The sequence below is a fragment of the Bradyrhizobium manausense genome (assembly GCF_018130615.1).
In the GTDB taxonomy this organism is placed as follows: domain Bacteria; phylum Pseudomonadota; class Alphaproteobacteria; order Rhizobiales; family Xanthobacteraceae; genus Bradyrhizobium; species Bradyrhizobium manausense_A.
In genome coordinates this window covers 159,061-184,875 of sequence record NZ_JAFCKB010000008.1, presented here as the reverse complement: position 1 = coordinate 184,875, position 25,815 = coordinate 159,061, and the positions used below count along the sequence as shown (strand labels likewise).

The following is a 25,815-nucleotide window of genomic DNA, read 5'->3' as shown; positions in this document are numbered from 1 at the left end:
CTCGCCTACTTGTCGAGAAGCGCTGCGATCTCGGCCTTGAGGAAGGCCTGATCGCGCGGATTGTTGACGGGGTTGCCGGCGCGATGCCCGTGCAACGAAGGAATCGGATGGAGCACCGCCGATTTTGCGTTGACCAGTTTGCCAAGCTCATCCTCATTGTCACGGACATCGAAATAGCGATCGGTCGCGCCTGGCATCAGCAGCATGTGGGCCTTGATCGCGCCGAGTGCGCGATCCAGATCGCCGCCGAAGGCCGGGCAAGCGCTGATGTCGCCGCGCTGCCAGATACCGGCTTGCGTGAGGAGGTCGTTGGCGTCACGACGCGCGAAAGTCGTGTCCCAGTTGCGGACGAGATAGTCCTCCAGCGAGGTAAAGCCCGCCTCGCGCCAAAGCTCGTCGCGATAAAAGCCGTGAGACATCGCCCAGCCGGCATAGACGCGGCCCATGGCACGGTAGCCGGCGACAGGTTTTTCGACGAAACGGCCGTCGCGGAAGGCCGGATCGCCGGTGAGCGCTGCCTTTGCGCTTTCGAGGAACACATAGTTGTAGGGCGCACAGCGCGCGCTGCCGCAGACCACCGCGGCGCGTGCGACCATCGCAGGATGCAGCGCCGCCCAGTGATAGGTCTGCATGCCGCCCATCGACCAGCCATAGACCAGCGCGAGTCTTGTGATGCCGAAGCGTTCGGTCAGCAGGCGATGCTGGACCGCAATGGCATCGTGATAGGTGACTTCTGGGAATGACCCGATGCCAGAGTTCGACGGCGAGGACGACAGACCGTTGCCGAACAGGTTCGGGATGATGATGAAATAGCGGGTGGAATCGAGCACGCCATCGGGTCCGATCAGCCACTCGGTGTCGACATGCTGCGCGCTGAACGAGGTCGGATAGAGGATGACGTTGTCTTTGGCTGAATTCAGCGCGCCGTAAGTCTTGTAGGCGAGCTTCATCGCTGGGAAGATGGCGCCCGACTGAAGCGGGACATCGCCGGCCTCGAAAATCTCGTAATCAGGCTGCCCCGTCATGCATCCAACTCCCGCTCATGCGACTGCAGAACACGATGCATCGATCATGCCTGACCAGCAAACGCATCGTTGCGTCGAGCTTAATAACTGTACCAATAGTCCACTTATTTGACGGAGGCAATGGAGATTTTGGCTGCCGGATCACGCGATGGCCGCGATGTATCGCTCCACCGACGCCGCGAAGGCAACCTTGGCACCTGAGGCAATGTTGCGCCCCCACCAGGCGCCATAGATGCGGTCGAAGGCGAGGGGTTCGACGGCGGCTGCAATCCGCCGCACCGCGGCGGCGCTCAGGGGCATGTAGTTCGGATAAGAGTACATGAAGCTGACGAAGCGACGGTCCATCGTCACCTGCGCAATGTCGCCGGTGAGCAGCGCACCTTTGCCGTCCCCGCCGCGCGCGTAATGCAGCATGGTGGCGCCCGCGAAATGGCCGCCGGTCCGCAGCAGCATGACGTCATCCGAGATGCGATGATGATCGCCAGTCCAATGCACGATCGACGGATGCGAACGCGTCACCCATTGGCGATCGTCGGCGTGAAGATAGACCGGCACATCGCCAAAAGCTTCGCTCCAGTCGGCGAGTGCGCCATAATAGTGCGGATGCGAGATCGCGATCGCTGTCAGACCGCCAAGCGATTTGACCTGTGCAATCGCCTCCGTCGTCGCCAGCGGAATGCAGTCCCACATCACACATCCTTTGTCATCGGGGACCAGCAGCGCGCGCTGGCCGATGGCAAAGCTCGGCTCAAGCGCCATGCCGGTGAGGCCGAGATCGTCGCGCCAGACGAGGCGGTGACGCTCGGCGAGCGTCTCGCGGGCCAGGAAGGCCTGTCCCTTCCAGTTCACATATTGCCGCTCGTCCTCGCAAATCGAACAGGATGCGGGCGGCTTTCCGGCGTCCGGGAATTGCGCGCCGCAGGTTTCGCAGGTCCAAAGGGGCATAGCGTGATCCAGAATGAGAGCGGACACACATGAGGCGACATCGCGTCCCTCCAATCGCAAGTCCGGAGGAACCAAGGCGGTTAGCGCATGTTACTTTTCAGACCGCTCCGGCGCAAACGGCCGGCCATTTCCACCTGCGCGAGACCTCATGCGATCGGCAGCATCACGTTCAGCGTTTCGATGACATCGCGCCCCTCCCGCATCTGGCCCCTATTCGCCGTCAATTTCTTCATGGCGGACATGCAGTCCGGCATCGGACCGTTCGTCGGCGTATTCCTCCAAGAGCGCGGATGGGCCACCGGCTTGATCGGCACCGCGCTGACGATCGGCAATGTCGCGGGCATGCTGGTCACGACGCCAATTGGCGGCTTCATCGATTCCAGCCGCAACAAGCGGCTGTGGGTGGTCATCCCCGGCATCTTCGTGGTGCTCGCGTCCGCCATCATCCTGATCTCGCAGAATTTCCGGGCAGTGACGTTTTCGCAAGTCGCGCAATCGCTGGCGAGCGCCGCGATCGTGCCGGCAGTCACCGGCATCACGCTCGGCATCGCCAAGCAGAAGGGTTTCAATGCGCTGAACGGGCGCAATCAGGCCTTCAACCACGCCGGCAACATGGTCGGCGCCGCACTCTCGGGCTATCTCGGTTACAAGTTCGGCTACGTCGCGGTGTTCGTGCTCGCGGCCGTGTTCGGTGCCATCGCGATCGCCTGCGTGCTGATGATTCCTGCAAAGGCGATCGACGATCGCCAGGCCCGCGGCAGCAAGGAGGACGAGAGCAAGAACCCGCCGGATGCCATGTCCGTCCTCCTCAAGCACAAGCCACTCCTGGTGCTGGCGCTTGCGCTTGCCATCTTCCATCTCGGCAATGCAGCGATCGTCCCGCTCTATGGTCTTGCGGCGGTGGCTGAGGGACAAGCCAACGGCCCGAGCTTCGTGGCGACCACCGTGGTCATTGCGCAGGGCGTCATGGTGGTGACATCGCTGGTCGCCATGCAAGCCGCGGGAAAACGCAACTACTGGCCGGTGATCCTGGCCTCCTTCATGTTCTTACCCGTCCGCGGCGTGCTTGCGTTCTTCGTGACGGGATGGTGGGGCGTCGTCCCCATGCAGGTGCTCGACGGGATCGGCACCGGATTACAGACAGTCGCCGTCCCCGGCATGGTCGCGCGCTCGCTGGATGGCACCGGTCGCATCAATCTCGGCCAGGGTGCCGTCATCACCGTGCAAGGTGTCGGCGCGAGCTTGAGCCCCGCGCTCGGCGGCTGGATCGCGCAATGGATCGGCTACGGCCCGACCTTCCTGCTGCTCGGCGGCTTCGGCCTCGCCTCAACGGCACTGTGGTTGGCATTCGGCGCGCATGTGAAGAAGTATTGAGCCGGGGTCCTTTTCCCTCTCCCCGTTCTTACGGGGAGAGGGGGCTGGTTCCGCGAACACAGTATCAGTTAGACTCGCGGAGGCTCCCCTCTCCCGGAATTCGAGCTTTGCTCGAATTCCGGCCTCTCCCCGCAAGCGAGGAGAGGCAAAAAAAGAAAGACATGCTCACATTCAGAAATTCTTCTGGATGGCCTTGTCGAGGGTATCAGCCCCGACGAAGCGCTGGCGTAGCTCACGCTTGAGCAACTTGCCGCTCGGATTCTTCGGCAGGCTGTCGACGAAGATCACCCGCTTGGGCACCTTGAAATGCGCCATCTGTCCGGCGCAGTGCTTCACCACGGCTTCCTCATCGAGCGTCTCGCCGGCCTTGACCACGACGATCGCAGTCACCGCCTCGATCCAGCGCGGATCTGGCAGACCAACGACGGCGACCTCCGACACCGCAGGGATGCGATAGACCATCTCCTCGACCTCGCGGCTCGCGACATTCTCGCCGCCGGTCTTGATCATGTCCTTGACGCGATCGACCACGGTGATGTGGCCCTCGTCATCGACGGTGGCGAGATCGCCAGAGTGAAACCAGCCGCCGGAGAACGCCGCCGCGGTCTTGACGGGATCGTTGTAATAGCCGGAGAGCAGGTGTGGCGAGCGGTGCACGATCTCGCCGACCTCGCCGACCTCGACGTCCTCCATGGCCGTATTGACCACGCGCGTCTCCACATTGAGCACGGGCTTGCCGGCCGAGCCGGCCTTGCGGAGCTGATCCTCCGGCCGGAGTACGGTCGCGAGCGGCGCGATCTCGGTCTGGCCGTAGAAGTTCCAGAACTTCACGTCAGGCAGACGGCGCTGCAGTTCGAGCAGCACCTCCACCGGCATGATCGAGGCGCCGTAATAGCCCTTCTGAAGCGTCGACAGGTCGGTCTTGTCGAAATTCGGCGAGCGCAGCATTGCGATCCAGATCGTCGGCGGCGCGAAGAACGAGGTGATCTTGTTCGCCTGGATCAGCGCCAGGATGTTGTCGGCGGTCGGCTTGCCCGTGATGACGCCGGAGGCACCGAGATAGATTTGCGGCCCGAGGAACACATCCAGCTGGGCGCAATGATAGAGCGGCAGCGCGTGCAGGAATTTGTCGTCCACGCTCATGCCGCCATCGATGATGCAGCTGACATACTGCCACATCACGGCTTCATGGGTCAGCATCGCGCCCTTCGGCAAGGATTCCGTGCCGCTGGTGTAGACGATCTGCGCGAGATCGCGGCTATCGACGGATGCCTCGAGGAATGAGCCGTCGGCATGAAGCAGATCATCGAAGGTGGTGAGGCCCGCAGGCGCTGTGACGGGATCCTCGCCCGGCAGCCAGACCATCTTCTCGACGGCACAATCCTTTGCGCTTGCGGTCCGTGCGGACTCCACAAAATCGAGGCCAGTTGCGAGCAGCTTTGCTCCGGAGCTCTTCAGGATGAAATTGATCTCGTCCGGATTGAGCATGAAATTGATCGGCACCAGCACCGCGCCGATCCGCGCCACGGCGAAGCGCAGCGCGGCAAAGGCGTGCGAGTTGCGCGAGAGCACCGCGAGGCGGTCGCCCTTCTTGACGCCAAGGCCGAGCAGACCGCGGCCGACCCGGTTGCAGATCGCGTCCATCTCGGCAAAGGTCCAGCTCACACTGCCGCAGCTCACCGCAAGCTTGGTCGGCTCGCGGCCCGCCGAGCGGCGCAAGAGGTCACCGATGGAATGCTCGCGCGCTTTCGAGATGATGGCTGCGGTGTCGCCGGTCATGCGTCCCTCCATATGATGTTTTTTGCTGGACTTCTTGTTTGAAATCTTGCGTCTTGTCTTCTTGCGTTATCTGCGCCGGGCCGCCTGCGCGTGCTCCATGTACATGTGCTCGACGGATCGATCGAGCGAGGCGATCTTCTCGAAACCACGCCGCCAGTCCTGCAGATGCCGTCGGGTCCAGAGCACGCCGGCTTCGCTGTCGCGGCGGCGGATCGCATCGATCAGATGGCGGTGCGCGGCGACGAGGCGCGGACCGCCTTCGGCCACGCCCGTCACGATCATCTCGGTGGTGGGATAGAACAATTGCGCCGCCGGCTCGCGGGCGAGCTGGAGCACGCGGTTCTGCGAAGCCTTTGCGACCAGTACGTGGAATTCGGCATCGCATTCGGCCAGCGCCGCAGCATCCCCGACCACGGCCTCGCTGCGCAGGAGGTTGTCGGCTAGCTCGGCGAGGTTCTCCTCAGTCGCGCGCTCGACAGCGCCTTCGATGCTGGCGACCTCCAAGGTCATCGAGGCCTCATAGAGCTCGCGAAACGTGACCTCATGCAGCACCAGTGCACGGCTGAGGCGGCTCGTCAGCTTGCTGTAGCGCGGCAGGCAGGCGTGCAGGCGGCGCGAAGAGTCGCGGCTGATCAGCCCGCCTTCTTCAAGCACGCGAATGCCCTCGCGAATGGTCGAGCGGTTGACGCCGAACTGCCGTACCAGATCGTGCTCGGTGCCGATGGGATCACCGGGTTTGATACGGCCGTTGACAATCTCGCGTTCGATGGCGTCCGCAACCTTTTGGTAGGCCGGCGCGACATCGATCGGACGGAAGAGCGGCGCGAGGGACAAATTCAGCTCCAATGTCGATTGTCCGACAAAGCATAGGGTCAACCCGTTAGTGCGTCAAACTGCGGCCATTCTGGCATACACGTAGCAAATTGACTCCTCCGGAACTCGTCATTAACTTTGTCGGACAAAGGGACGAAACAGTCCCGTCAGAGGAAACGTGTCCATGAGACCTATCGCAGCCCTCGTGTCTGCGGCCGGCTTGCTGTCGGCTGTCCTGAGCCCTCCCGCCTCCGCCCAGCAGACTCCCCTCAAGATCGGCGTGCTCTCCGACTTCTCCTCGGTCTATTCCGACATTGGCGGCCAGGGGAATGTCGAGGCTGCCAAGATGGCGATCGAGGATTTCGGCGGGAAGATGTTCGGCAAGCCGATCGACATGGTCGCGGCCGACGTGCTGAACAAGCCCGACGTGGCCTCCACCATCGCCCGAAAATGGTGGGAGACAGAAGGCGTCGACATGATCATCGACCTGCCGACCTCGGCCACTGCGCTCGCGGTGATGGAGCTGTCGAAGCAGTACGAGAAGATCATGATCGTGACGGATGCGGCGAGCTCCGACATCACAGGCAAGTCCTGCTCGCCCTACACCGCGCACTGGACCTACGACACCTACGCCAACGCGCATACGGTCGGCAGCGCCATCGTCAAAAACGGCGGCGACAGCTGGTTCTTTCTCACCGCCGACTACGTGTTCGGCCATTCCGTCGAGCGCGACACGGGCGATGTGGTGAAGGCGGCCGGCGGCAAGGTGCTCGGCAGCGTCAAGCATCCGCTCAATACGGCGGACTTTTCGTCCTTCCTGCTCCAGGCCCAGGCCTCAAAGGCCAAGATCATTGGCCTTGCCAATGGCGGCGGCGACACCATCAATGCAATCAAACAGGCCGGCGAATTCGGCATCGTCGCCGGCGGCCAGAACCTGGCTGCGATCGTGATGTTCATCTCCGACGTTCACAGCCTGGGCCTCAAGCTGGCGCAGGGGCTGATCATCACCGAGGCCTATTATTGGGACCTCAACGACAAGACCCGCGCCTTCGGCAAGCGTTTCCTGGAGCGCGTCAAGCGAATGCCGACGATGAACCAGGCCGCGACCTACAGCGCGACACTGCATTACCTCAAGGCCGTGCAGGCTGCCGGAAGCAAGGACACCAAGACCGTCATGGCGAAGATGCGGGAGCTTCCGGTGAAGGATGCCTTCACCGACAACGGCGTGCTGCGCGAAGACGGCCGCATGGTGCACAGCATGTTCCTGTTTCAGGTGAAAAAGCCCGAGGAATCCAAGGCGCCGTGGGACTATTACAGGCTGCTCGCCGAGGTGCCGGCGGATCAGGCTTTTCGTCCCCTGAAGGACGGCGGCTGTCCACTGGTGAAGTAACGCCGCCGGCGACTGACTTGCATCACCTCGCGCGTTTGCAAGTCCAACTCTAGCGGCGGCGCAAATCAGACGGGCTGTGCCCGAACTTCCTTCGAAACACCGTGCTGAAATAGGACGAGCTGCTGAATCCCAACTGATAGGCGACTTCGGTGATCGACAGCGAGCGCAGCTCGGAACGGGTCAGGACGTCGTAACAACGCTGTAGCCGCCGATCCAAGATCCATTCCGACACAGAGACATCGGTGAGCCGGAAGAGATAGTGCAAATGCCTGAGCGACACGCCATTGCTCTTCGCGATCCTCTCAAGCGACAGGTCCGCGTCCGTAAGGTGCGCCTCGATCCAGGCCTTGACGGACCGCAGGCGGGCCTGCTGCGCGGTTGCATCCTCGGAGAATTCCTCCCTGTCGCCCATGTCGAGCGCAAGCGCCAGCACGTCCATCAGTTCGCCGCCGAGCCGCGCCCTTGCAATCTCGTCCAGCGGCGCGCCTTCCTGCGCAAGGGTCGCGCAGAACTCGGCGGCGATCCGGCCCAGGCCGCGGCTGGTCGTCAAGGTAGTAATGACCGGCAGACGCCCATCGCTGAAGCGTTCGGCGAACTCCGTGCGGGGTATCTCGAGGTAGAGCGATCGCACCTTGCCTATGCATTCGAGGTCATAAGCCTCGGAAGCCGAGAAGACCGTGCTCATTCCGGCGTTCGAACGCATGGTCTGGCCGGCCTGAAGAACGTTGATCCTGCCCTGCTGGACGAATTCGAGGTAGTAGCAATCCTTGTCGAGCTTTGCGATGTGCCGCTCGCGCCGGGATATAACCTGCTCCGACAGCAGCACATCGGTCATGGTGATCGCGCCGAAATTCGCCTTGCGGATAAAGCCCTGATAGTCGGATCGCTCTTCGGCATTGACGTCGACATGAACGTAGACGTCGCAAATAGCCCCTTGCCACGCGGCGAAACGTTTGGACGGCTCGAGGTCGTCCGTCGAAAATATCAGGTCCATCGTTCACCCATCCGTCGCAAGGCCAAGATGAACAATGTTTGTGCGTCGCACAAGCTGGCCGAACGCCGGAATTCTAGATTGCCGCCGCCTGTACGCAAGACAAGTTTGCGCGGACAAGCAAAAGCTTTGCGCTCCGAAGCAAGCCGCGTTCGGGCATGTGGCCTATGAACAAGAAACGATCAACGAGATGGGCGGGAAACGTTGGCTTGCACCACGTCAGACCAGTTGCCGCGCAGCACGATGTACCGCTTGAATGGCGGGGCCGTGGGCGATGTCTTGCCCTCTGAAAGCACTCCGCTTCCACAGACCTGCCGCCTAGAGACCCGATCGTCATAATGGACTCGCAGTGGCCGACGTCCAAGAAAGGCAACAAGGGAATGAAGCGCTTCCGGTTCAATCAGCAGGAGATCGTCTTCGCCGTTTTTGCGCTGTTGTTTCTCGTGTTCTCGATTTTCCTGAACGGCTTCCTGACTGCGGAGAATATGCTCACACTGCTCCAGAACGTGGCAGTGCTCGGCATCCTTGGCCTCGCAATGGCGATCGTCGTGATCGGCCGCGGCATTGACATCTCGCTGATCGCGGCCCTCGCCGTTCCTCCGGGGCTCGTGCTGCAGATGGTGCAGAACGGCCATTCGCTGCCATTCTCGCTGCTGATCGCCGTACTGCTTACGATCGCCTTCGGCCTCGTCAATGGCTGGCTGATCGCCTATGCCGAGGTACCTTCGCTGTTTGCGACGCTCGCAACCGGGCTGCTGCTCGCGGGGCTCGGACAAGCCGCGCTGTTCCAGCTCGATGTCGTGCAATGGAGCCCGGGCATGGACGGCTTCGAAAGGCTGGGACAGGGCGCCATTCTCGGCATTCCGACCTCGATCGTGATGTTCGCGATCGCCTGCCTCGTGGTCGCCTTTCTGCTGCGCCAGACCCGGTGGGGCGCCTATATCTACGCGATCGGCGACAACCCTTACGCCGCGCGCGTCACCGGCATTCCCTCCCGCCCGATCATCGTGCTGCAATATGTGATCGCGGCATTGATCGGCTGCTTTGCCGGTCTCGTGATGGCCGCATCGGTTAATTCGATGCCGACCCGCGTATTCAACTCCACGCTGATCTACGACGTGATCCTCGTGGTCGTGCTCGGCGGCATCGGGCTGTCAGGCGGCCGCGGCGGCGTGCTGAACGTCATCATCGGCACGCTGCTGATCGGCACCATGCTCAACGGCATGACCATCATGGACATCTCCTACGCCGGGCAAAATCTCATCAAAGGCATGGTTCTGCTGCTCGCCGTCATCACGGATTCCTTCCTGAATCCGCGCAACGAAGAAACGGCACAGCAGGGCGACATCTGAACGACGACAAGAACTGCAACGACGACCGCAACCAAGGAGGAAGCAATGAAGACCTTCGGCAGCCCGGCAAGGGCAACCCTCGCCGCATTGGCTCTGGCGACACTGACGGGACCGGCTCTCGCTCAGCAGGGCCTGGACGAACCGTTCCAGAAGCCGTTCAAGGAAGCGCTCGCCGGCAAGACCGTGGCCTACGTGCCGGTCGCGATGAACTTCGACCTCACCGAGGGCTGGTACGCCGGCCTGAAGAAGGAGCTCGAGCCGTACGGCGTCAAGTTCGTGATCCGCGACGCCAACTGGAACACCAATGCCGGCGCGCAGGCCGTCACCTCGCTGATCTCAGAGAAGCCGGCGGTGATGGTCGTCCATAATCCGGACGTGCAGACCTACGCCAAGCTGCTGCAACGCGCCGAGAACGAGGGCATCTACGTCATCCAGATCAACATGGGCTCGGCCTATCGCAGCTCTGCGTTCGTCGGTGCCAACTGGGTCGAGATCGGCGAGCGTCAGACTGAGGCCGTGGTCAAGGCCTGCGAGGGCAAGTCGAACAAGATCGCGATCGTGCAAGGCGCACTCTCGGCCGCGGCGAGCGCCTACACGCTGAAGGGCGTCGAAAATGTTCTCGCCAAGCATCCCGAGATCAAGGTGGCGTCGAGCCAGGCCGCCGATTGGGATGCCGCCAAGGCGAAGGCGATTACGCAAACCGTCCTGAAGCAAAATCCCGATCTCTGCGGCATCGTCGGGTTCTGGGATGGCATGGACATCGGCACCGCGGCGGCCGTCAAGGAAGCTGGTCTCACCGGCAAGGTGTTCCTCGCCACCTCGGGCGGCGGCGAACGCAAGGGTGCCTGCGAGCTGGTGAAGTCAGGCGCATTCGACCTCAACATGAGCTACGACGTGCCGACCCAGGCGGCACAGATGGCCGGCACGATCAAATGGCTGTTGTCGTCGGGCGCCAAGCCCGGCTCGATCAAGGGTTCGGAATACACCACGCTGATTCCGATCACCAAGGAGAACGCCGACAGCCAGACGGCCTGCTGGAATCTCAGCGACCTCAAGAAATAGGTCGGCGCTGACGCTCCAGATCCCCGGGCCATCAACGCTCGGGGATCCTGCTTCCGATTACTTCCACGCCCCGCTGGGATGCCGATGCGCGACACAATCACAAGCCTGCGTTACCGCTACTGGCCTGATCATCTCCTCGGTGAAATCCTGTCCAAGCGATGGACCGAGACAGCCATCCCGGTCATCCTTCTCCTGATCGTCGGCTTCGCGTTCAGCCGATCCATCGACAACTTCCTGTCGCCAGCAAGCCTCGCCGACACCGCGCGCCAGGCCGGCGAGATCGGCTTCATTGGACTCGGGCTGGCGCTGGTCGTCATCGTCGGCGGCATTGATCTCTCCGTCGGATCGATCTTCGCGCTGACCGATTTCTGCGCCCTCTATCTGCTTGATGTCGCGGGCTGGCCGGTCCCAGCGGTGGTGGTCGCCACGCTGCTCTGCGGCGCAATGCTCGGCGCGGTCAACGGCCTCCTGGTCGGATATCTGCGGCTGCGCGCCTTCATCACCACGCTGATCACGCTGATCATCTACCGCTCGGCTTACGATCTGCTGATTCAGCGCTACTCCAACGCGATCGCTTCGGCCTTTCCAGACATCCCGTCCTGGGATTTCATTGGCGCCGGTTCGGTCTTCGGCATTCCGACCGTGGCGCTGGCCTATATCGTCGTCGCCATCTTCGGCCACATCTTCATGACACGCTTGCGGCCGGGCTGGCACATCACGGCGATCGGCGGCTCACGCCGCTCGGCTTATAATTCGGGCATTCCCGTTCGCCGCACCATTGCGCTCTGCTACGTCGCGAGCGGCGCGTTGACCAGCATCGGCGCGCTGTTCTTTGCCTCTCGGCTCGGCACCGTCGGTGGCGACATCGGCGTCGGACTGGAGGTGATCGTGCTGACGGCGACCGTGCTGGGCGGCATCACGCTCGGCGGCGGCAAGGGTTCGGTGGCCAAATCCGCCGTCGGCGTGCTGATCGTGCTCCTGATCACCAACGGCCTCACGACCATGAACGCGCGCGGCGGCGTCAACCGCATGGCGCTGGCCGGTATCCTGCTCGTCGCAGCCATGGTCGACATTCGCTGGCAAAAGAACCGGACCCGCATCATCAGCAAGGTCTACGTTGCGCCGACCTACCACGAACTGCCGCCGCCGCCACCGACGGAAATCGGACAAGGCGGGCCATTCGAGCAGAACGACAAGCTGCGCAACGTCGAGGCAATCGGCCTCGGCCGCATCGAAGCGCCGGAAGACGTCATCCTCGATCGCCACGACAACCTCTACGCGGGCTCCCGCCACGGCGATATCATGCGTTTCCTGGCCCCCGACTATCAGACGATGGAGGTGTTCGCGCATATCGGCGGCCAGCCGCTCGGCATGGCGTTCGACCGCGACGACAATCTCTATGTCTGCATCGGCGGCATGGGGCTCTACCGGATCAAGCCTGATGGCACGGTCGAAAAGGCGACCGACGAGACCAACCGCAGCATGCGCTCGGTCAACGACGACAGCCGGCTGCGGCTCGCCGACGACTTGGATATCACCGACGACGGCTTGATCTTCTTCTCGGAAGCGACCGTGCGCTACGAGATGGACGAATGGCCGATCGATGGTCTCGAAGCGCGCGGTAACGGCCGCATCATCTCCTACGACACCAAGACCGGCGCGACCCGCACCGAGCTGCGCGGTCTCAAATTCCCCAACGGAATCTGCGTCGCCAGCGACGGCCAGTCGATCCTGTTCGCCGAAACCTTTGGCTGCTCGATCAAGCGCTACTGGTTTGCGGGACCGAAGAAAGGCGCAGTCGAGGTGGTGATGGACAATCTGCCGGGCTATCCCGACAACATCAACCTCGCCTCTGACGGCAATTACTGGCTGGCGCTGGTCGGCATGCGCAGCCCCTCGCTCGACCTCGCCTGGAAGATGCCGGGCTTCCGCCGCCGCATGGCCAAGCGCGTGCCGGTCGACGAATGGCTTTTCCCCAACATCAATACCGGCTGCGTGGTCAAGTTCAACGAGCAGGGCAAGATCGTCGAATCGTTCTGGGATCTGCACGGCGAGAACCATCCGATGATCACCTCGATGCGCGAGCATCGTGGCTATCTCTATCTCGGCGGCATCCTCAACAACCGGATCGGCCGCTACAAGCTCGACAACGCCGATCCGAACTTCGTCCAGTATGACAAGCGGTGGGGGAAGCAGTCGTGATTGCGGCCGTCAGAGACTTCGCCAACCGCTTTCTCGGGCGCGGCGACGCCACCATCACCGTGCCGTCCTTCGACGGCGCGTTGAAACCCAACCAGAAGCTGGAATCGGCCGAGACCTTGCTGACATGCGAGGCGCCGGAGGATCTCGCCACCGATGGAAGCAACCTGTTTATTGCGAACGGCCAGCGGCTGATGTGCCTGAGTGGTGGCTCGACCTCGGAGGTGCGCAGCTTCGAGCGGCCGATTTCGGCGCTCTGCGCCCTTCCCGGTGGCGGCCTCGCTATCGCGCTCGGCGGGCGCGAGGTGCGTGTTTACGCAAGCCCCTCGGCCGAGCAGCCGAGCGTGACGTTCACCGACACCGCCTTCAATGCCGTCAATGCGCTGGCACTCGCGGAAGATAACACACTGATTGCAACGGACGGCTCGACGACATGCGGCGTCGACGATTGGGCCCGCGACCTGCTTGAACTCAATCGGACCGGCCGCGTGTTCAAGCTGGATCCCGGCGCGAAAGCCGTGACACGACTAACCCAGGGCCTCGGCTATGCTTTCGGCGCCTGCGCCCATGGCAAGGCCATGCTGGTCAGCGAGAGCTGGCGTCATCGCCTTGTTCTCATCGGGCTCGGCGCATCACCAAAGGTCGTGCTCGCTCACCTCCCCGTCTATCCATCGCGGCTGTCGAAGGCCTCCGGCGGCGGTTACTGGCTGACGGCCTTCGCCGCACGGACCCAGCTGGTCGAATTCGTGTTGCGCGAACCCGGCTATCGGCGCCGCATGATGGCCGAGATCGATCCGGCCTACTGGGTCGCACCGCGCCTGCGTTCCGGGCGTTCGTTCAAGGAGCCGATGCAGGGCGCGCACATCAAGACCATGGGCGTCATCAAGCCATGGGCGCCGCCGCGCTCCTATGGCCTCGTGATCCGTCTCGATGCGGATGGCCAGCCGCTCTATTCGCTGCACAGCCGGGTCGACGGCATCAACCACGGCGTCGTCGCGGCCGTCGAGATGGGTGGCGACCTCGTCCTGATTGCCAAGGGCCCCGGCCGAGTCCTGAAACTGCCCCTTGCTGGCCTTGCCGAGGAGTTTCGGACATGAGCGATATTGCACTCTCCTTGCGCAAGGCGACGAAACTCTATGCCGGCGTGCCCGCCATCGACGGGGTCGACTTCGACCTTCGCCGCGGCGAGATCCACGCACTGGTCGGCGAGAATGGCGCCGGCAAGTCGACCCTCACGAAGGTGATGGCGGGCGTGGTGACGCTGACGTCGGGAACCATGATGGTCGACGGCGCCGATGTCGCGCCGAGGACGCCGCTGGAGGCGCGCAATCTCGGCATCGCCATGGTGTTCCAGGAAAACAGTCTGGTGCCGACCATGACGGTCGCGCAGAACCTGTTTCTCGGGCAGGAGAAGTTTTATAACCGCCTACGCGGCATCTACATCGCCGCGCAGCAGTTTCTGCAATCGCTCAATTTCGATGTCACGCCAACCGCAACTGTCGGCGGCCTTGGCGCGGCCAAGAAGCAGATGGTGGAGATTGCGCGCGCCGTTCTACACCGCGCCAAGGTCATCATCTTCGACGAGCCGACCGCATCGCTGACGCCGGAAGAAAAGAAATACTTTTTTGACCTTGTCCGCGACCTCAAGAGGCGCGGCGTCTCGATCGTCTTCATTTCGCATGCCCTGGAAGAAGCGCTGCTGCTCGCGGACCGCATCACGGTGTTGCGCGATGGCAGGCATGTCGTGACCGACGATGTCGCCAAGTTCGACCGCGCCGCGATCGTGCAGGCCATGGTCGGGCGCGATCTCTCCAACACGCTCTATGGCGCGCGGAAGAGCAACGTGCGGCCGGCAGGTGCGCGCGTGCTCACGGTGCAGAATTTGAAGATGGCTCCGATGGTGAAGAACAATTCGCTGTCGGTGTTCGCGGGTCAGATCACCGGCGTGTTCGGTCTGGTCGGCGCGGGTCGCACCGAGACTTTCAAGATCGTCGCCGGCGTCCTCAAGCGCGACTTCTTCCATGGCGGCGAGGTCCTGCTGCACGACCAGCCGGTGCGCTACCGGGTGCCGGCGCCGGCGGTCAAGGCTGGCATCGCCTATGTCACCGAGGACCGCAAGGTCGAGGGTTTCTTCGAGACCGCTTCCATCGCACGCAACATCTATCTTGGGCTGTTGTCGAAATTTCCGAGAGGCCGCATGATGTTGTCGCGGCGAGAAACCGACAGCGTCGGCAAGACCTGGATCGAGCGGCTCAAGGTTCGCACCATCGGCGACCAAGGCAAGGTGGTCGAGCTGTCCGGCGGCAATCAGCAGAAGGTCGTGATCGCCAAGTCGCTGGTGCAGGAGCCCGACCTGATCATCTTCGACGAGCCGACCCGCGGCGTCGACGTCGGCGCCATCGTCGAAATTCACGAGCTGATCAACCGGCTCGCCGACGAGGGCAAGGCGGTCGTGGTCATCTCATCCTATCTGCCCGAGATCATGGCGCTCTCGGACCGCATCCTGGTCTCGCGCCAAGGCAAGGTCGTGGAGGAATTCTCCGCGCTGGAGGCGACGGAAGAAAAGATCATGTACGCGGCGATTCACTAGACCTTGAACGCACCCGCTGTCATCAGCCCGCTCCAGGTCGAGGAATTGCCTGAACCTTGGGCAAAGGCAATAGCCATCGTCTGATCTGCATCAAGTTGCGCTGCAAAAATCGCTGCATGTTGGGCTTGCTCCCTTCGCGCGGTTAGCGAAGGGCGTTCGTGTCGCAACATGTGGGCGCCGCTACGCGGCGTTATGATCAAATGAACTTCACACCGGGGCGCATCATCGCCGCGATCGCAATTCTCCTTGCGGGCGGCGGCTATTACTACTGGCTGCATCGCGATTCCAATCCACTGCCGGCAGGCTTCGCCCGCGGCAATGGCCGCATTGAAGCAGTCGAGATCGACATCGCCACCAAGACGCCCGGCCGCATTCGCGAGATCCTGGTCAACGAGGGCGACTTCGTGAACGCGGGCCAGATTCTGGCGCGCATGGACACCGAGCAGTTGCAGGCCCAGCGCCGCCAGGCCGAAGCGCAGCTTCAACGCGCAACGATCAACGTCGAGACCGCCAAGAGCCTCGTCAACCAGCGCGAGGCCGAACGCAAGGCCGCCGAGGCCGTGGTCGATCAGCGCATTGCGCAGCTGGACACCGCGAGCCGCAAGCTCGATCGTTCCGAGCAATTGATCCGGACGAGCGCGGTATCGCAGCAGGTGCTGGACGACGATCGCTCCGCCAACGCCACGGCGAAGGCGGCGCTCGCCGCGTCCCAGGCGCAGGTCGCAGCATCGGAAGCGGCAATCAGCTCCTCTCGCGCCATGGTGATCGACGCCGGCGCCGCAGTCGAGGCCGCGAAGGCCGCCATCGAAAGCATCAACGCCGACCTCAATGACAGCGTATTGAAGGCGCCGCGCGAGGGCCGCGTGCAATACCGCGTCTCGCAGCCGGGCGAAGTGCTCGCCGCCGGCGGCCGCGTCCTCAACATGGTCGACCTCGGCGATGTCTACATGACGTTTTTCCTGCCGACTTCCGATGCCGGCCGTGTCGCAATCGGCGCCGAAGTCCGCCTCGTGCTCGATGCCATCCCGCAATACGTGATCCCTGCCAAGGCCACCTTCGTCGCCGACGTCGCGCAATTCACGCCCAAGACCGTCGAGACCGAGGAAGAGCGCCAGAAACTGATGTTCCGGATCAAGGCGCATATCGCGCCCGAACTGCTGCGCCAGCATATCGAGCACGTGAAGACCGGTCTGCCCGGAATGGCCTATGTGCAGCTCGATCCAGCCGCGCAATGGCCCGACAACCTCAAGATCAAGCTAACGAGATGAGCGCGACTGCCACAGCCGATGCCACGGCTGCCGTCGGCAGCGTCGTGCATCTGGATGGCGTGGGCCTGAGCTACGGCAAAACCCGGGCGCTCGATGCCATCACGCTCGACCTGCCGTCCGGCTGCATGGTCGGCCTGATCGGCCCCGACGGCGTCGGCAAGTCGAGCCTGCTCGCTCTGATCGCGGGTGCACGCGCGATCCAGCAGGGCCGCATCCACGTGCTCGGCGGCGACATGGCGAGCGCGCGCCATCGCCGCAACGTGTGCCCCGACATCGCTTACATGCCGCAGGGGCTCGGCAAGAATCTGTATCCGACGCTGTCGGTCTACGAGAACATCGACTTCTTCGGCCGCCTGTTCGGACACGACAAGGCGGAGCGAAACAGGCGCATCGCAGGCCTTTTGCGAGACACGGGGCTCACGGCTTTCGCCGACCGGCCGGCGGCAAAACTTTCTGGTGGCATGAAGCAGAAGGTCGGCCTGTGTTGCGCGCTGATCCACGATCCTGAGCTGCTGATCCTGGACGAGCCGACCACCGGGGTCGATCCGCTGTCGCGCCGCCAGTTCTGGGAATTGATCGCCGCGATCCGCAACGGCCACCCCGGCATGAGCGTGATCGTCTCGACCGCCTATATGGAAGAAGCCGCCCAGTTCGACTTCCTGATCGCGATGAATGCCGGCCGCGTGCTGGCGACGGGAACGCCCGACGAACTCAAGCGGCAGACCGGCACCGATACACTGGATGAGGCCTTCATTGGTCTTCTGCCCGAGGCAGACCGCAGCAACCACACCAGCGTCGATATCCCGCCGCGCAGCGAGGACCATGACGAGATCGCGATCGAGGCCGAGCATCTAACCCGGCGGTTCAATGACTTCGTTGCGGTGGATGACGTCAGCTTCCGCATCAGAAAGGGCGAGATCTTCGGCTTCCTCGGTTCGAACGGCTGCGGCAAGACCACGACCATGAAGATGCTCACCGGCCTGTTGCCGGTGAGCGAAGGCAGCGCGCGGCTGTTCGGCAAGGCGATCGACGCCGGCGACATGTCCGTGCGCCGGCGCATCGGCTATATGTCGCAGGGTTTCTCGCTCTATTCAGAGCTCACGGTCGCACAGAATCTCGATCTGCATGCGCGGCTGTTCGACCTGCCGGCGGAGACCATCGCCGCGCGCACCGACGAGATGATCGCCCGATTCGATCTTGCGGACGTGATCGACGCCTTGCCCGATGCGCTGCCGCTTGGCCTCAGGCAGCGTCTGTCGCTGGCGGTTGCCATGATCCATGCGCCCGACATCCTCATTCTCGACGAGCCGACCTCCGGCGTCGATCCCGTTGCACGCGATCGCTTCTGGCAGATACTCGCCGAGCTCTCGCGCAAGGATAATGTGACCATCTTCGTCTCGACCCATTTCATGAACGAGGCCGAGCGCTGCGACCGGGTCTCATTGATGCATGCCGGCAAGGTGCTGACGTCAGACACGCCAGCCGCGATCGTAGCGGCTCGCGGTAGCGCCACGCTGGAGCAGGCCTTCATCGCCTGCCTGGAACAGGCCATCGCGGACACGGCGGAGCTGGCCAGCCAGCCTGCTGGATCTCCCGCCCCCGCATCAGCGACGACCGCGCCTTTAAGCCGGCGCAGTGCGACATTCAATCCGACCCGCGTGCTCGCCTATTCACGCCGCGAGACGCTTGAGCTGCTCCGTGATCCGATCCGCGCCACGCTCGCGGTCCTCGGCAGCGTGCTGCTGCTGTTCGTGCTCGGTTACGGCATCAGCATGGACGTCGAGAACTTGACCTTCGCCGTACTCGACCGCGACGATAGCGCCATCAGCCGCGATTACCGCCTTCAGATCGCGGGGTCGCGCTACTTCACGGAAAAAGCCCCGATCACGGATTACGCGGATCTCGACCGCCGCATGCGTGCCGGCGAGATTGGTCTCGCCATCGAGCTGCCTCCCGGCTTCGGCCGCGACGTCAGCCGCGGCCGGCATGTCGAAATCGGTGCCTGGGTCGACGGCGCCAACCCGACCCGCGCCGAGACGCTGCGTTCCTACGTCCAGGCGATTCACGCGACGTGGCTCACCCAGAAGGGCCGCGAACTCTATGGCGAAGCGGCGATCGCCGGCTCCTACCAGCTCCAGCTGCGCTATCGCTACAACCCTGATGTCAGGAGCGTCGTCGCCATGGCGCCTGGAATCATCCCACTGCTGCTGGTCATGATTCCGGCGGTGCTCGCCGCGCTCGCAGTGGTGCGCGAGAAGGAGCTGGGCTCGATCGTCAATTTCTACGTAACGCCGGTGACGCGGCTCGAATTCCTGCTCGGCACGCAACTGCCCTATGTGGTGCTGGCATTCGGCAACTTCCTCCTCCTCGTCGGCTTCGCGCTCGTTGTCTTCGGCGTGCCCTTCACTGGAAGCTTTGCGACCTATGCCCTGGCCGCCCTGCTCTACGTCACGGCCACGACCGGCATGGGGCTCGTGATCTCCGCCTTCATGAACAGCCAGATCGCGGCGCTGTTCGGCACGGTGCTGATCACGCTGATTCCCGCCATCCAGTATTCGGGACTGATCGATCCAGTTTCGTCGCTCCAGGGGTTAGGCGCACTGGTCGGACGGCTCTATCCCACCACCTATTTTGTCACGATCTCGCGCGGTACCTTCTCCAAGGGTCTGGGATTCGAGACTCTCCACAACGATCTGCTGGCACTCGCCATCATGATCCCGGTGCTGGTGGCAGCCGGCGCAATGCTGCTGAAGAAACAGGCACGTTGACCATGCGCATCGACAACGTGCTTCGGCTCGGCATCAAGGAGTTGCGCGGCCTCGTGCGCGACCCGATGCTACTCGTGCTCATCGTGTATTCCTTCACGCTCGCCGTCTATGCCGGCGCCAAGGCCCTGCCGGAAACCTTGAACCGCGCCGCGATCGCCATCGTCGACGAGGATCACTCACCGGCCTCGACCCGCATCGGATTGGCCTTCACCGCACCCTATTTTTCCGAGCCGCGCCTGATCTCGCAATACGAGATGGATCGCAGGATGGATGCGGGCCTCGACACCTTCGCGCTGGACATCCCGCCGGACTTCCAGCGCGATCTCCTGGCGCGCAAGTCGCCGGCGATCCAGCTCAATGTCGACGCGACGCGCATCTCGCAGGCGTTCAATGGCGGCGGCTATGTCGAGCAGATCGTCAGCGCGGAAATCGCGGAATTTCTGGCGCACACCCGCAACGCGCAGGCCCCACCGATCGATCTGGCGCTGCGAGCGCGCTTCAACCCCGAACTGAAGAAGTCCTGGTTCGGTGCCATCGACCACGTGATCACCTCGATCACCATGCTCTCGATCATCCTGACCGGAGCGGCGCTGATCCGCGAGCGCGAGCACGGCACGATCGAGCACCTCCTGGTGATGCCTGTCTCTCCGCTGGAGATCATGGTGAGCAAGGTCTGGTCGATGGGAGCAGTGGTGCTGGTCGCCTCCACTCTGTCGATCCTGTTCGTGGTGAAGGGATGGCTGGCGGTCACGATCGACGGCTCGGTGGCGCTGTTCCTGCTCGGCGCGGCGTTGCAGCTCTTCGCCACCACCAGCATGGGCATCTTTCTCGCCACCGTTGCCGGATCGATGCCACAGTTCGGGTTGCTGTTGATCATGACCCTGCTGCCATTGCAGACGCTCTCGGGCAGCATGACGCCGAGGGAAAGTATGCCGCAGTTCGTCCAGGACATCATGCTGGCCGCACCGAACACGCATTTTGTGATGCTCGCCCAGGCCATCCTGTTCCGCGGCGCGGGCCTCGAGGCCGTCTGGCCGCAGCTGCTCGCGCTCACGGTGATCGGCGTCGTCTTCTTCCTGATCGCGCTGCGGCGTTTCCGCGCCTTCCTGGCCTAGAGCTTGTGGCCCTTCTGGCGCAGCGCCTCGATCAGGCGCTGCTTCAATTCGTCGGCGGCCTTCTGGCTGACGTTCTGGCCGATCTGCGCACTCGCCTGTGCCAGCGCATCCGACTGCGCCAGAAGCTTCTGTCCGGCCGGCTGCGAATAGAACGCCTCGATCTGGCGCAGCTCGTCCAGGGTGAAGCTTGCGGCATAGACGGCGGCGGTCTGTTCGACCATGGTCGCGAAGAACGGCGCGTAGATTTGGGCCCCCGGCGCCGTCATCGCATCGTAGTCGCGCTCGATCTCCGGCCTGTCCTGCGCCACCACCGGCCGCAGCTTGAGCAGAAGCTGCGGCAGCAGCGCGCGGTATTGATCGGTGATCTTCAACGTGACCATGAGCTTGCGCGCCGTCGTCATCGCCTCGGGCGACGGCGCTTGCGCGGATGCGCCGCCGACGAGGAGCAGGAGGATGCCGGCGATCGTCAACATGCGTCTGGACATGGGCCTCTCCTCACCGGCTCGCAGGCGCAGCCGCGGCGCCAGTTGCGGCCGGGGCACTCTCGATGGCAGCGTCTGGCTCTTCGACCTCGGACACTCTCACGAAGAGGCTCGGCACCCGCTCGGCGCGATCGAGCAGCCAGGCGGCGCCGACCATGATGATGATGCCGACGAGGGAGACTGCGAGCTGCTCCCAGACGCCCTTGGTGTATTGCGTCAGGATCCAGTGCGCGGAGAACGACAGGAAGACGCCGAGGCAGAAGATCGGCAGCGAGTGCTGGCCGCAGAGGATGACGGGACGCAGCCAGCCGGTGTGCAGCGCCTTCCATTTGCGCGAGACGAAATACGTCACCCAGATCGCCAGTGCCAGGAAATGCGTGAAGCGCAGCATGTCGAGGTCGGTCTTGTCGATCGGGTAAATCGCCTTGATCATCCATTTCGGGACCAGGGCCTCGAGCGTGTGGACGTGCCAGGTCATCACGATCAGAAGAGCGAAGACGAGCCAGGCCGCGGCCAGCGTCATCGTAGCCCTCGACCACACCCATTTGCCGATCCTGTCGATCTGGCCGATGCCGCACCAGGCGGCGAACACGAACATCAGCTGCCAGCAGAACGGATTGAAGTACCAGGTGGTGCCGGGCGGATAGGAGGCGATGTTCCAGTCGAACCGGCGCGACAGCACGTACAGCACCACGGAGGCGGCGAGCGTCAGGTTCGGACGGCGTACCAGGCACCAGATCATGAAGGGCGCAGCCAGCACCAGCGTGATGTAGAGCGGCAGCACGTCGAGATTGACCGGCTTGTATTTGAGCAGGATCGCCTGCCCGATCAGCTCGTCCGGATGCGACAGGAAATTGAACACGTTGAACTCGTGCTCGTACATCGGATTGTCGAAGCGGCGCGCGGTGCGGGCGATCTGCGCCGTGAACAGCAGGAACAGCATGATGTGGGCGACGTACATTTCCGCCGCCCGCCGCCACAGCCGCTTCAGCGCGGCGAGGAACCAGCCGCCGGCGACGACGGGGCCGTAGATCCAGCCGACCAGATAGCCGGAGATGAAGACGAAGAATTCGGCGGCGTCGCTGAAGCCGTAATTGCGCAGCGTCAGCCAGGCCACGACGTCGTGCGGGATGTGATCGAGGAAGATCATCCACAACCCGATGCCGCGGAAGAGGTCGAGCCGCAGGTCGCGCTCGACCGGCGCCAACAGTGCTGCATGGTCCCGTATGATCATGGCCCCGCCTCGTCGGGTGGGCGTCGCGCCATCGCGGCGCCGATGCAATCACATGCTAAAAAATATCAAACAAATCGTCACCTAGCCCTGAAGTTAGATGGACAGCCGACGGTAGCCCACCTTGGCGCCCGCGCAAGGGGCTTTGTGGCCACATCCGGGCCGCACCCCACAAAGGCGAAAACAACCCCATGCACAGTAGCTAAGTACTTGCATCGCCAGCGAAACTCATTTGGCCCGCCGGGAAGAAGGGGCTCGCATGCCGGAGGCCTGTCTCAGGTCGGCTGATCGCCCTCGGCGAGCACGCCGTTCAGCATCGCCTCGGCCTTCTGCAGCAGCGGTCGCGCGCCGCTGTCGGACGCGATCGCGATCGTGGCGCGCAGCGCGGCCAGGATGATGGCCCGGTTCTCCTGGCTCGAGGGCGGCGTCACCACGGCTTCGCCGTACAGGGCCTCGGCCTCGAGGCCGGAAAAACCCTGCTGGCGCGCCGTGTTGCGCGCCTCGCGCAGCATGTTCTGCGCGGCCTGCACGTCGCCGAGCTGGTTGGTCGCCAGCGCCAGGGAGATCGAAGAGCGCAGCACCGCCGAGGTATAGCCGACGCTGCGCGCCTCTTCGCGCGCCTCGGCCAGCATGCGGCGGGCGCGGTCGAGCTGCCCCTGCTCCAGATAGGCGATGCCGAGATGGCAGGCGAGCACCGGCACGAACAGGCGGATGCCGTGCTTCTGCGCCAGCACGAAGCCGCCTTCGAGAATGGAAGCGGCCGCCGCCGGATCGCCCCGGCCGAGCATCAGCCAGCCGCCGCTATAGGCCGCCGCGACGCGGTCATAGGGACGGCCGGTCTCGTCCGCGATCGCAGCGGCTTCTCGCTGGAGCCGCTCGGCGGCGTCGAACTCACCCATGACGATGTGGGTTAAGCTTTTCATCATGCAGCAAAGCAGGAGCGTGTATTTCGGCGGCGTGCCGTATGGTGCACTCGCTTCCGGTGCGAGGAGATGTGCGCGCGCCCGCGCGAATGTCTGCTCGGCCTCGCGGTATCGACCCGCAAGAAAATAGGCCTGTCCGAGATTGTATTGCGCAAGGTTGCGCCACCCCGGATTGCCCGACTCCTCGGCAAGACCGACGACTTCCTCGCCAAGAACGACGGCCTCGGCCGGCGTCCCGTAGAAGTTCTGCCCACCCGCCATGACTGTCAGGGCCGCGACCTTTCTGCCGACGTCATCGATCTGGCTGGCCCGTTGGTCCGCCTCCTTTCCGAGATCGACCCACTCGGCGACGCGACCCGACCAGATGAACGCCATGCGCGCCTCCATCCGGAGATCGATGGCGTTGGTCTCCCGCGGACGCGTCAACGGCGTCTTGTCGAGCGAATTCATCGCGGTCCGGAAGTAGTCGACAGCCTCGGCATAGGCCGAGCGCACGAGGCATTTCTGTGCGGCGCTTCTCCCGTAGTTGAATGCCTTCGCCCAATCCTTGGCGCGCATGGCGTGGTAACAGAGGGCGTCGGGATCATCCCGCCAGGTTTCGTCGCTCTCGAAAGCCGCGAGCACCCGCGCATGGACGCTGTCGCGCACCTTTTCGACCATCGACTCATAGGTCACCTGGCGGACCATCTCGTGCCTGAATTCGAGCGAATTCTCGAGATCGCTATCGATCCTGACGAGCAGCTCGGCTCGGTCGAGCGAGGCGAGACAGTCCTGAAAGTCATCCTCAGGCAGCTCCGAGACTCTGCGGACCACGGCTTCGCTCGATCGCGGGCCCAAGGCGGCCGCGACTTGCAACACCAGGCGCTGTTGCCTCGATACGCGATCGAGGCGGGCCGCGATCACACCCTGAATGCTGGTGGGAATACCGAGCTCGTCGATCGGACGCACGAGAGCGAGGTCACCCCACTCGCCGCGCAAGGTGCCGCTGTCCTTCAGTCCGCGGCAGACCTCCTCGATGAACAGCGGCACGTTGGCCGTATGGGAAATGATCCGGCTCTTCAGATCGGCGTTGGTCTCGGCGGATCCAAGCATGTCGGACAGCATTTCGAGGCCCGAATCGTCGTCGAGCGGCCGCATCGCGACGACCTCGGCGTGGCAGCGCGCGATCCAGACCGGCATGCCGGTCGGGCGGGAGGTGAGCAGCACGAGGAGATCGGGCACCGCCAGCGAAGCGATGGCGGCGACGACGACGTCGCTGGCCCGGTCGATCCAGTGCAGATCCTCCAACAGAAGGATGGTCCGCTGGCGGCTGGCCAGAGTCCGGATGACCGCACAGCTTGCATCGGAGATCACGCGGCCGCGGGCATGAGGCTCGAGCTCGTCCCACTGCGGATTCGAGATCGGCACATCGAGTACCGCGTCGAGCGCGCTTCTTTGGATCGTGGACAGGCCCTTGAGGAGATCGCCGGGATTGGCAGGGTCCCTCGCGGCTGCGTCGATGGCCGACAGCAGGATCCGCTTGAGCGTGCTGAACGGCGCGCCTTGCAGATTCGGGCTGCACTCGGCGTCAATCAGCCGCCAACCCTCGGCCTTGAGCTTCTGCGCAAACTCATGCGCCAGCCGCGATTTGCCGATGCCGGCATCGCCGAGCAGCAGCACGGTCTGCCGGCTCGCCCTCGCCTGTTCCGCACTGCGGTCCAGCAGGGCTCGCTCGGTGGTGCGATCGACGAATCGGGAGACACTGCGGGCACGCCGGACCCGCCAGCTCGACAGATCGCTGGCACCGACGATCCGGTAGACCGGCACGGGCTGGCTGAAGCCGCGCAGCGATTTGCCGCCGAGGGACTCGAACCGGACATGGCCGTCGGCGAGCTGCTGGCAGGCTTCCGAAACGTAGATTTGATTCGCCTCGGCCTCCTGCTCCAGCCGCGCGGCCAGATGCTGGGCAGCACCGCCAATCTCGTAAACCTTGGAGAATTCGCTGGCGACCATGTAGGCAACGACATGGCCGGAGTGCAGGCCTACCCGGACCTGAAGGGCGGGATCACCCAGGCTTGCGACGCGCCGGACCAGTTCGATCGCGGCATGGCACGCCATCGGCGCATGGTTGTCGTCCGCGATCGGGGCGCCGAACACAGCGGAAAGCCCGTCGCCCAGCTCCTTGCTGACGATGCCGCCGAACTGACGCACGGACGCCCTCATGGCCGTGAGCGCCGGCTCGAGGCGCGAGACCGCTTCCTCTGGCTCCAGTTCGGCGACGAGACCCGTGGAATCGATGACGTCAGCACGAAGAATCGTCACAAACCGACGTTCGCTGTCGGGATCGACCCGTTGACGCACTGCGGCCCCGCATTTGGAGCACCAGCTATCGTCCGGATTGATCGCCGATTGACATGCGAAGCAATGCATTCCTGCGCCTCAAAGGCCGCGGCCCGTCTGTCGATCAGAATCCGCGGACAACTTCCGATGAGAATACCCATCGAGACCTACTTAGCAATCGCGTCCGCT

The 25,815-nt window shown here is 63.5% G+C and carries 18 protein-coding genes; 10 read left to right on the top strand and 8 right to left on the bottom strand.

Going from position 1 to position 25,815, the window contains the following annotated elements:
* Positions 1–5: 5 nt before the first annotated feature.
* Together JQ587_RS17605 and JQ587_RS17600 are read right to left on the bottom strand one after the other, a co-directional pair.
* Positions 6–1,025 (bottom strand): alpha/beta fold hydrolase, encoded by a 1,020-nt coding sequence (locus tag JQ587_RS17605; protein ID WP_212426089.1) that lies wholly within the window; start codon positions 1,023–1,025, stop codon positions 6–8.
* A gap of 141 nt (positions 1,026–1,166) precedes the next feature.
* Positions 1,167–1,970: an MBL fold metallo-hydrolase gene (locus JQ587_RS17600; protein ID WP_212297380.1), complete on the bottom strand. Its 804-nt coding sequence runs from the start codon at positions 1,968–1,970 to the stop codon at positions 1,167–1,169.
* Between the two features lie 180 nt (positions 1,971–2,150).
* On the opposite strand from JQ587_RS17600, the gene JQ587_RS17595 reads away from it, so the two are divergent.
* On the top strand, positions 2,151–3,344 hold the full coding sequence (locus JQ587_RS17595; protein WP_212426088.1) for an MFS transporter: 1,194 nt from the start codon (positions 2,151–2,153) through the stop codon (positions 3,342–3,344).
* 171 nt (positions 3,345–3,515) lie between these two features.
* On the opposite strand, the gene JQ587_RS17590 is transcribed toward JQ587_RS17595, so the two are convergent.
* Together JQ587_RS17590 and JQ587_RS17585 are read right to left on the bottom strand one after the other, a co-directional pair.
* The gene (locus tag JQ587_RS17590) at positions 3,516–5,123 is read right to left on the bottom strand and encodes an acyl-CoA synthetase (RefSeq protein ID WP_212426087.1); all 1,608 of its coding nucleotides are present in this window, start codon (positions 5,121–5,123) and stop codon (positions 3,516–3,518) included.
* 66 nt (positions 5,124–5,189) lie between these two features.
* The gene (locus JQ587_RS17585; protein ID WP_212426086.1) at positions 5,190–5,957 is read right to left on the bottom strand and encodes a FadR/GntR family transcriptional regulator; all 768 of its coding nucleotides are present in this window, start codon (positions 5,955–5,957) and stop codon (positions 5,190–5,192) included.
* 163 nt (positions 5,958–6,120) lie between these two features.
* Here JQ587_RS17585 and JQ587_RS17580 point away from each other — a divergent pair, with 163 nt between their 5' ends.
* A complete protein-coding gene (locus JQ587_RS17580; RefSeq protein ID WP_212426085.1) occupies positions 6,121–7,326 on the top strand; it encodes an ABC transporter substrate-binding protein in 1,206 nt (401 codons plus the stop codon).
* 49 nt (positions 7,327–7,375) lie between these two features.
* Here the strand turns inward: JQ587_RS17580 and JQ587_RS17575 are convergent, their stop codons facing one another.
* Positions 7,376–8,320: a helix-turn-helix domain-containing protein gene (locus JQ587_RS17575; RefSeq protein WP_212426084.1), complete on the bottom strand. Its 945-nt coding sequence runs from the start codon at positions 8,318–8,320 to the stop codon at positions 7,376–7,378.
* A gap of 377 nt (positions 8,321–8,697) precedes the next feature.
* Here JQ587_RS17575 and JQ587_RS17570 point away from each other — a divergent pair, with 377 nt between their 5' ends.
* The 8 genes from JQ587_RS17570 to JQ587_RS17535 all read left to right on the top strand — a co-directional run bounded on the left by JQ587_RS17570 (position 8,698) and on the right by JQ587_RS17535 (position 20,671).
* Entirely contained in the window at positions 8,698–9,669 is a 972-nt protein-coding gene (locus JQ587_RS17570; RefSeq protein ID WP_212297386.1) for an ABC transporter permease, read from the top strand.
* 45 nt (positions 9,670–9,714) lie between these two features.
* On the top strand, positions 9,715–10,731 hold the full coding sequence (locus JQ587_RS17565; RefSeq protein ID WP_212297387.1) for a sugar ABC transporter substrate-binding protein: 1,017 nt from the start codon (positions 9,715–9,717) through the stop codon (positions 10,729–10,731).
* 78 nt (positions 10,732–10,809) lie between these two features.
* Positions 10,810–12,933 (top strand): ABC transporter permease, encoded by a 2,124-nt coding sequence (locus JQ587_RS17560; RefSeq protein WP_212426083.1) that lies wholly within the window; start codon positions 10,810–10,812, stop codon positions 12,931–12,933.
* A complete protein-coding gene (locus JQ587_RS17555) occupies positions 12,930–14,027 on the top strand; it encodes a hypothetical protein (RefSeq protein ID WP_212426082.1) in 1,098 nt (365 codons plus the stop codon). Before JQ587_RS17560 ends, JQ587_RS17555 begins: the two co-directional genes overlap by 4 nt.
* Positions 14,024–15,520, top strand: coding sequence for a sugar ABC transporter ATP-binding protein (locus JQ587_RS17550; RefSeq protein ID WP_212426081.1), 1,497 nt, complete (start codon positions 14,024–14,026; stop codon positions 15,518–15,520). The genes JQ587_RS17555 and JQ587_RS17550 overlap by 4 nt, the downstream gene beginning before the upstream one ends.
* Before the next feature lie 200 nt (positions 15,521–15,720).
* A complete protein-coding gene (locus JQ587_RS17545; RefSeq protein ID WP_212426080.1) occupies positions 15,721–16,788 on the top strand; it encodes an HlyD family secretion protein in 1,068 nt (355 codons plus the stop codon).
* Positions 16,785–19,556 carry a ribosome-associated ATPase/putative transporter RbbA gene (rbbA, locus tag JQ587_RS17540; RefSeq protein WP_212426079.1) on the top strand — a complete coding sequence of 924 codons (2,772 nt, stop codon included), beginning with the start codon at positions 16,785–16,787 and terminating at the stop codon, positions 19,554–19,556. Before JQ587_RS17545 ends, rbbA begins: the two co-directional genes overlap by 4 nt.
* A gap of 2 nt (positions 19,557–19,558) precedes the next feature.
* Positions 19,559–20,671 carry an ABC transporter permease gene (locus tag JQ587_RS17535; protein ID WP_212426078.1) on the top strand — a complete coding sequence of 371 codons (1,113 nt, stop codon included), beginning with the start codon at positions 19,559–19,561 and terminating at the stop codon, positions 20,669–20,671.
* On the opposite strand, the gene JQ587_RS17530 is transcribed toward JQ587_RS17535, so the two are convergent.
* From JQ587_RS17530 to JQ587_RS17520, 3 genes are all read right to left on the bottom strand, one after another.
* Positions 20,668–21,156: a DUF2059 domain-containing protein gene (locus JQ587_RS17530; RefSeq protein ID WP_212297394.1), complete on the bottom strand. Its 489-nt coding sequence runs from the start codon at positions 21,154–21,156 to the stop codon at positions 20,668–20,670. The two genes, JQ587_RS17535 and JQ587_RS17530, sit on opposite strands and share 4 nt — an antisense overlap.
* Before the next feature lie 10 nt (positions 21,157–21,166).
* The gene (locus JQ587_RS17525; RefSeq protein WP_212297395.1) at positions 21,167–22,387 is read right to left on the bottom strand and encodes an OpgC domain-containing protein; all 1,221 of its coding nucleotides are present in this window, start codon (positions 22,385–22,387) and stop codon (positions 21,167–21,169) included.
* Positions 22,388–22,659: 272 nt separating this feature from the next.
* Complete coding sequence (locus tag JQ587_RS17520) at positions 22,660–25,716, bottom strand: ATP-binding protein (protein WP_212297396.1); 3,057 nt, start codon at positions 25,714–25,716, stop codon at positions 22,660–22,662.
* Positions 25,717–25,815: the final 99 nt, after the last annotated feature.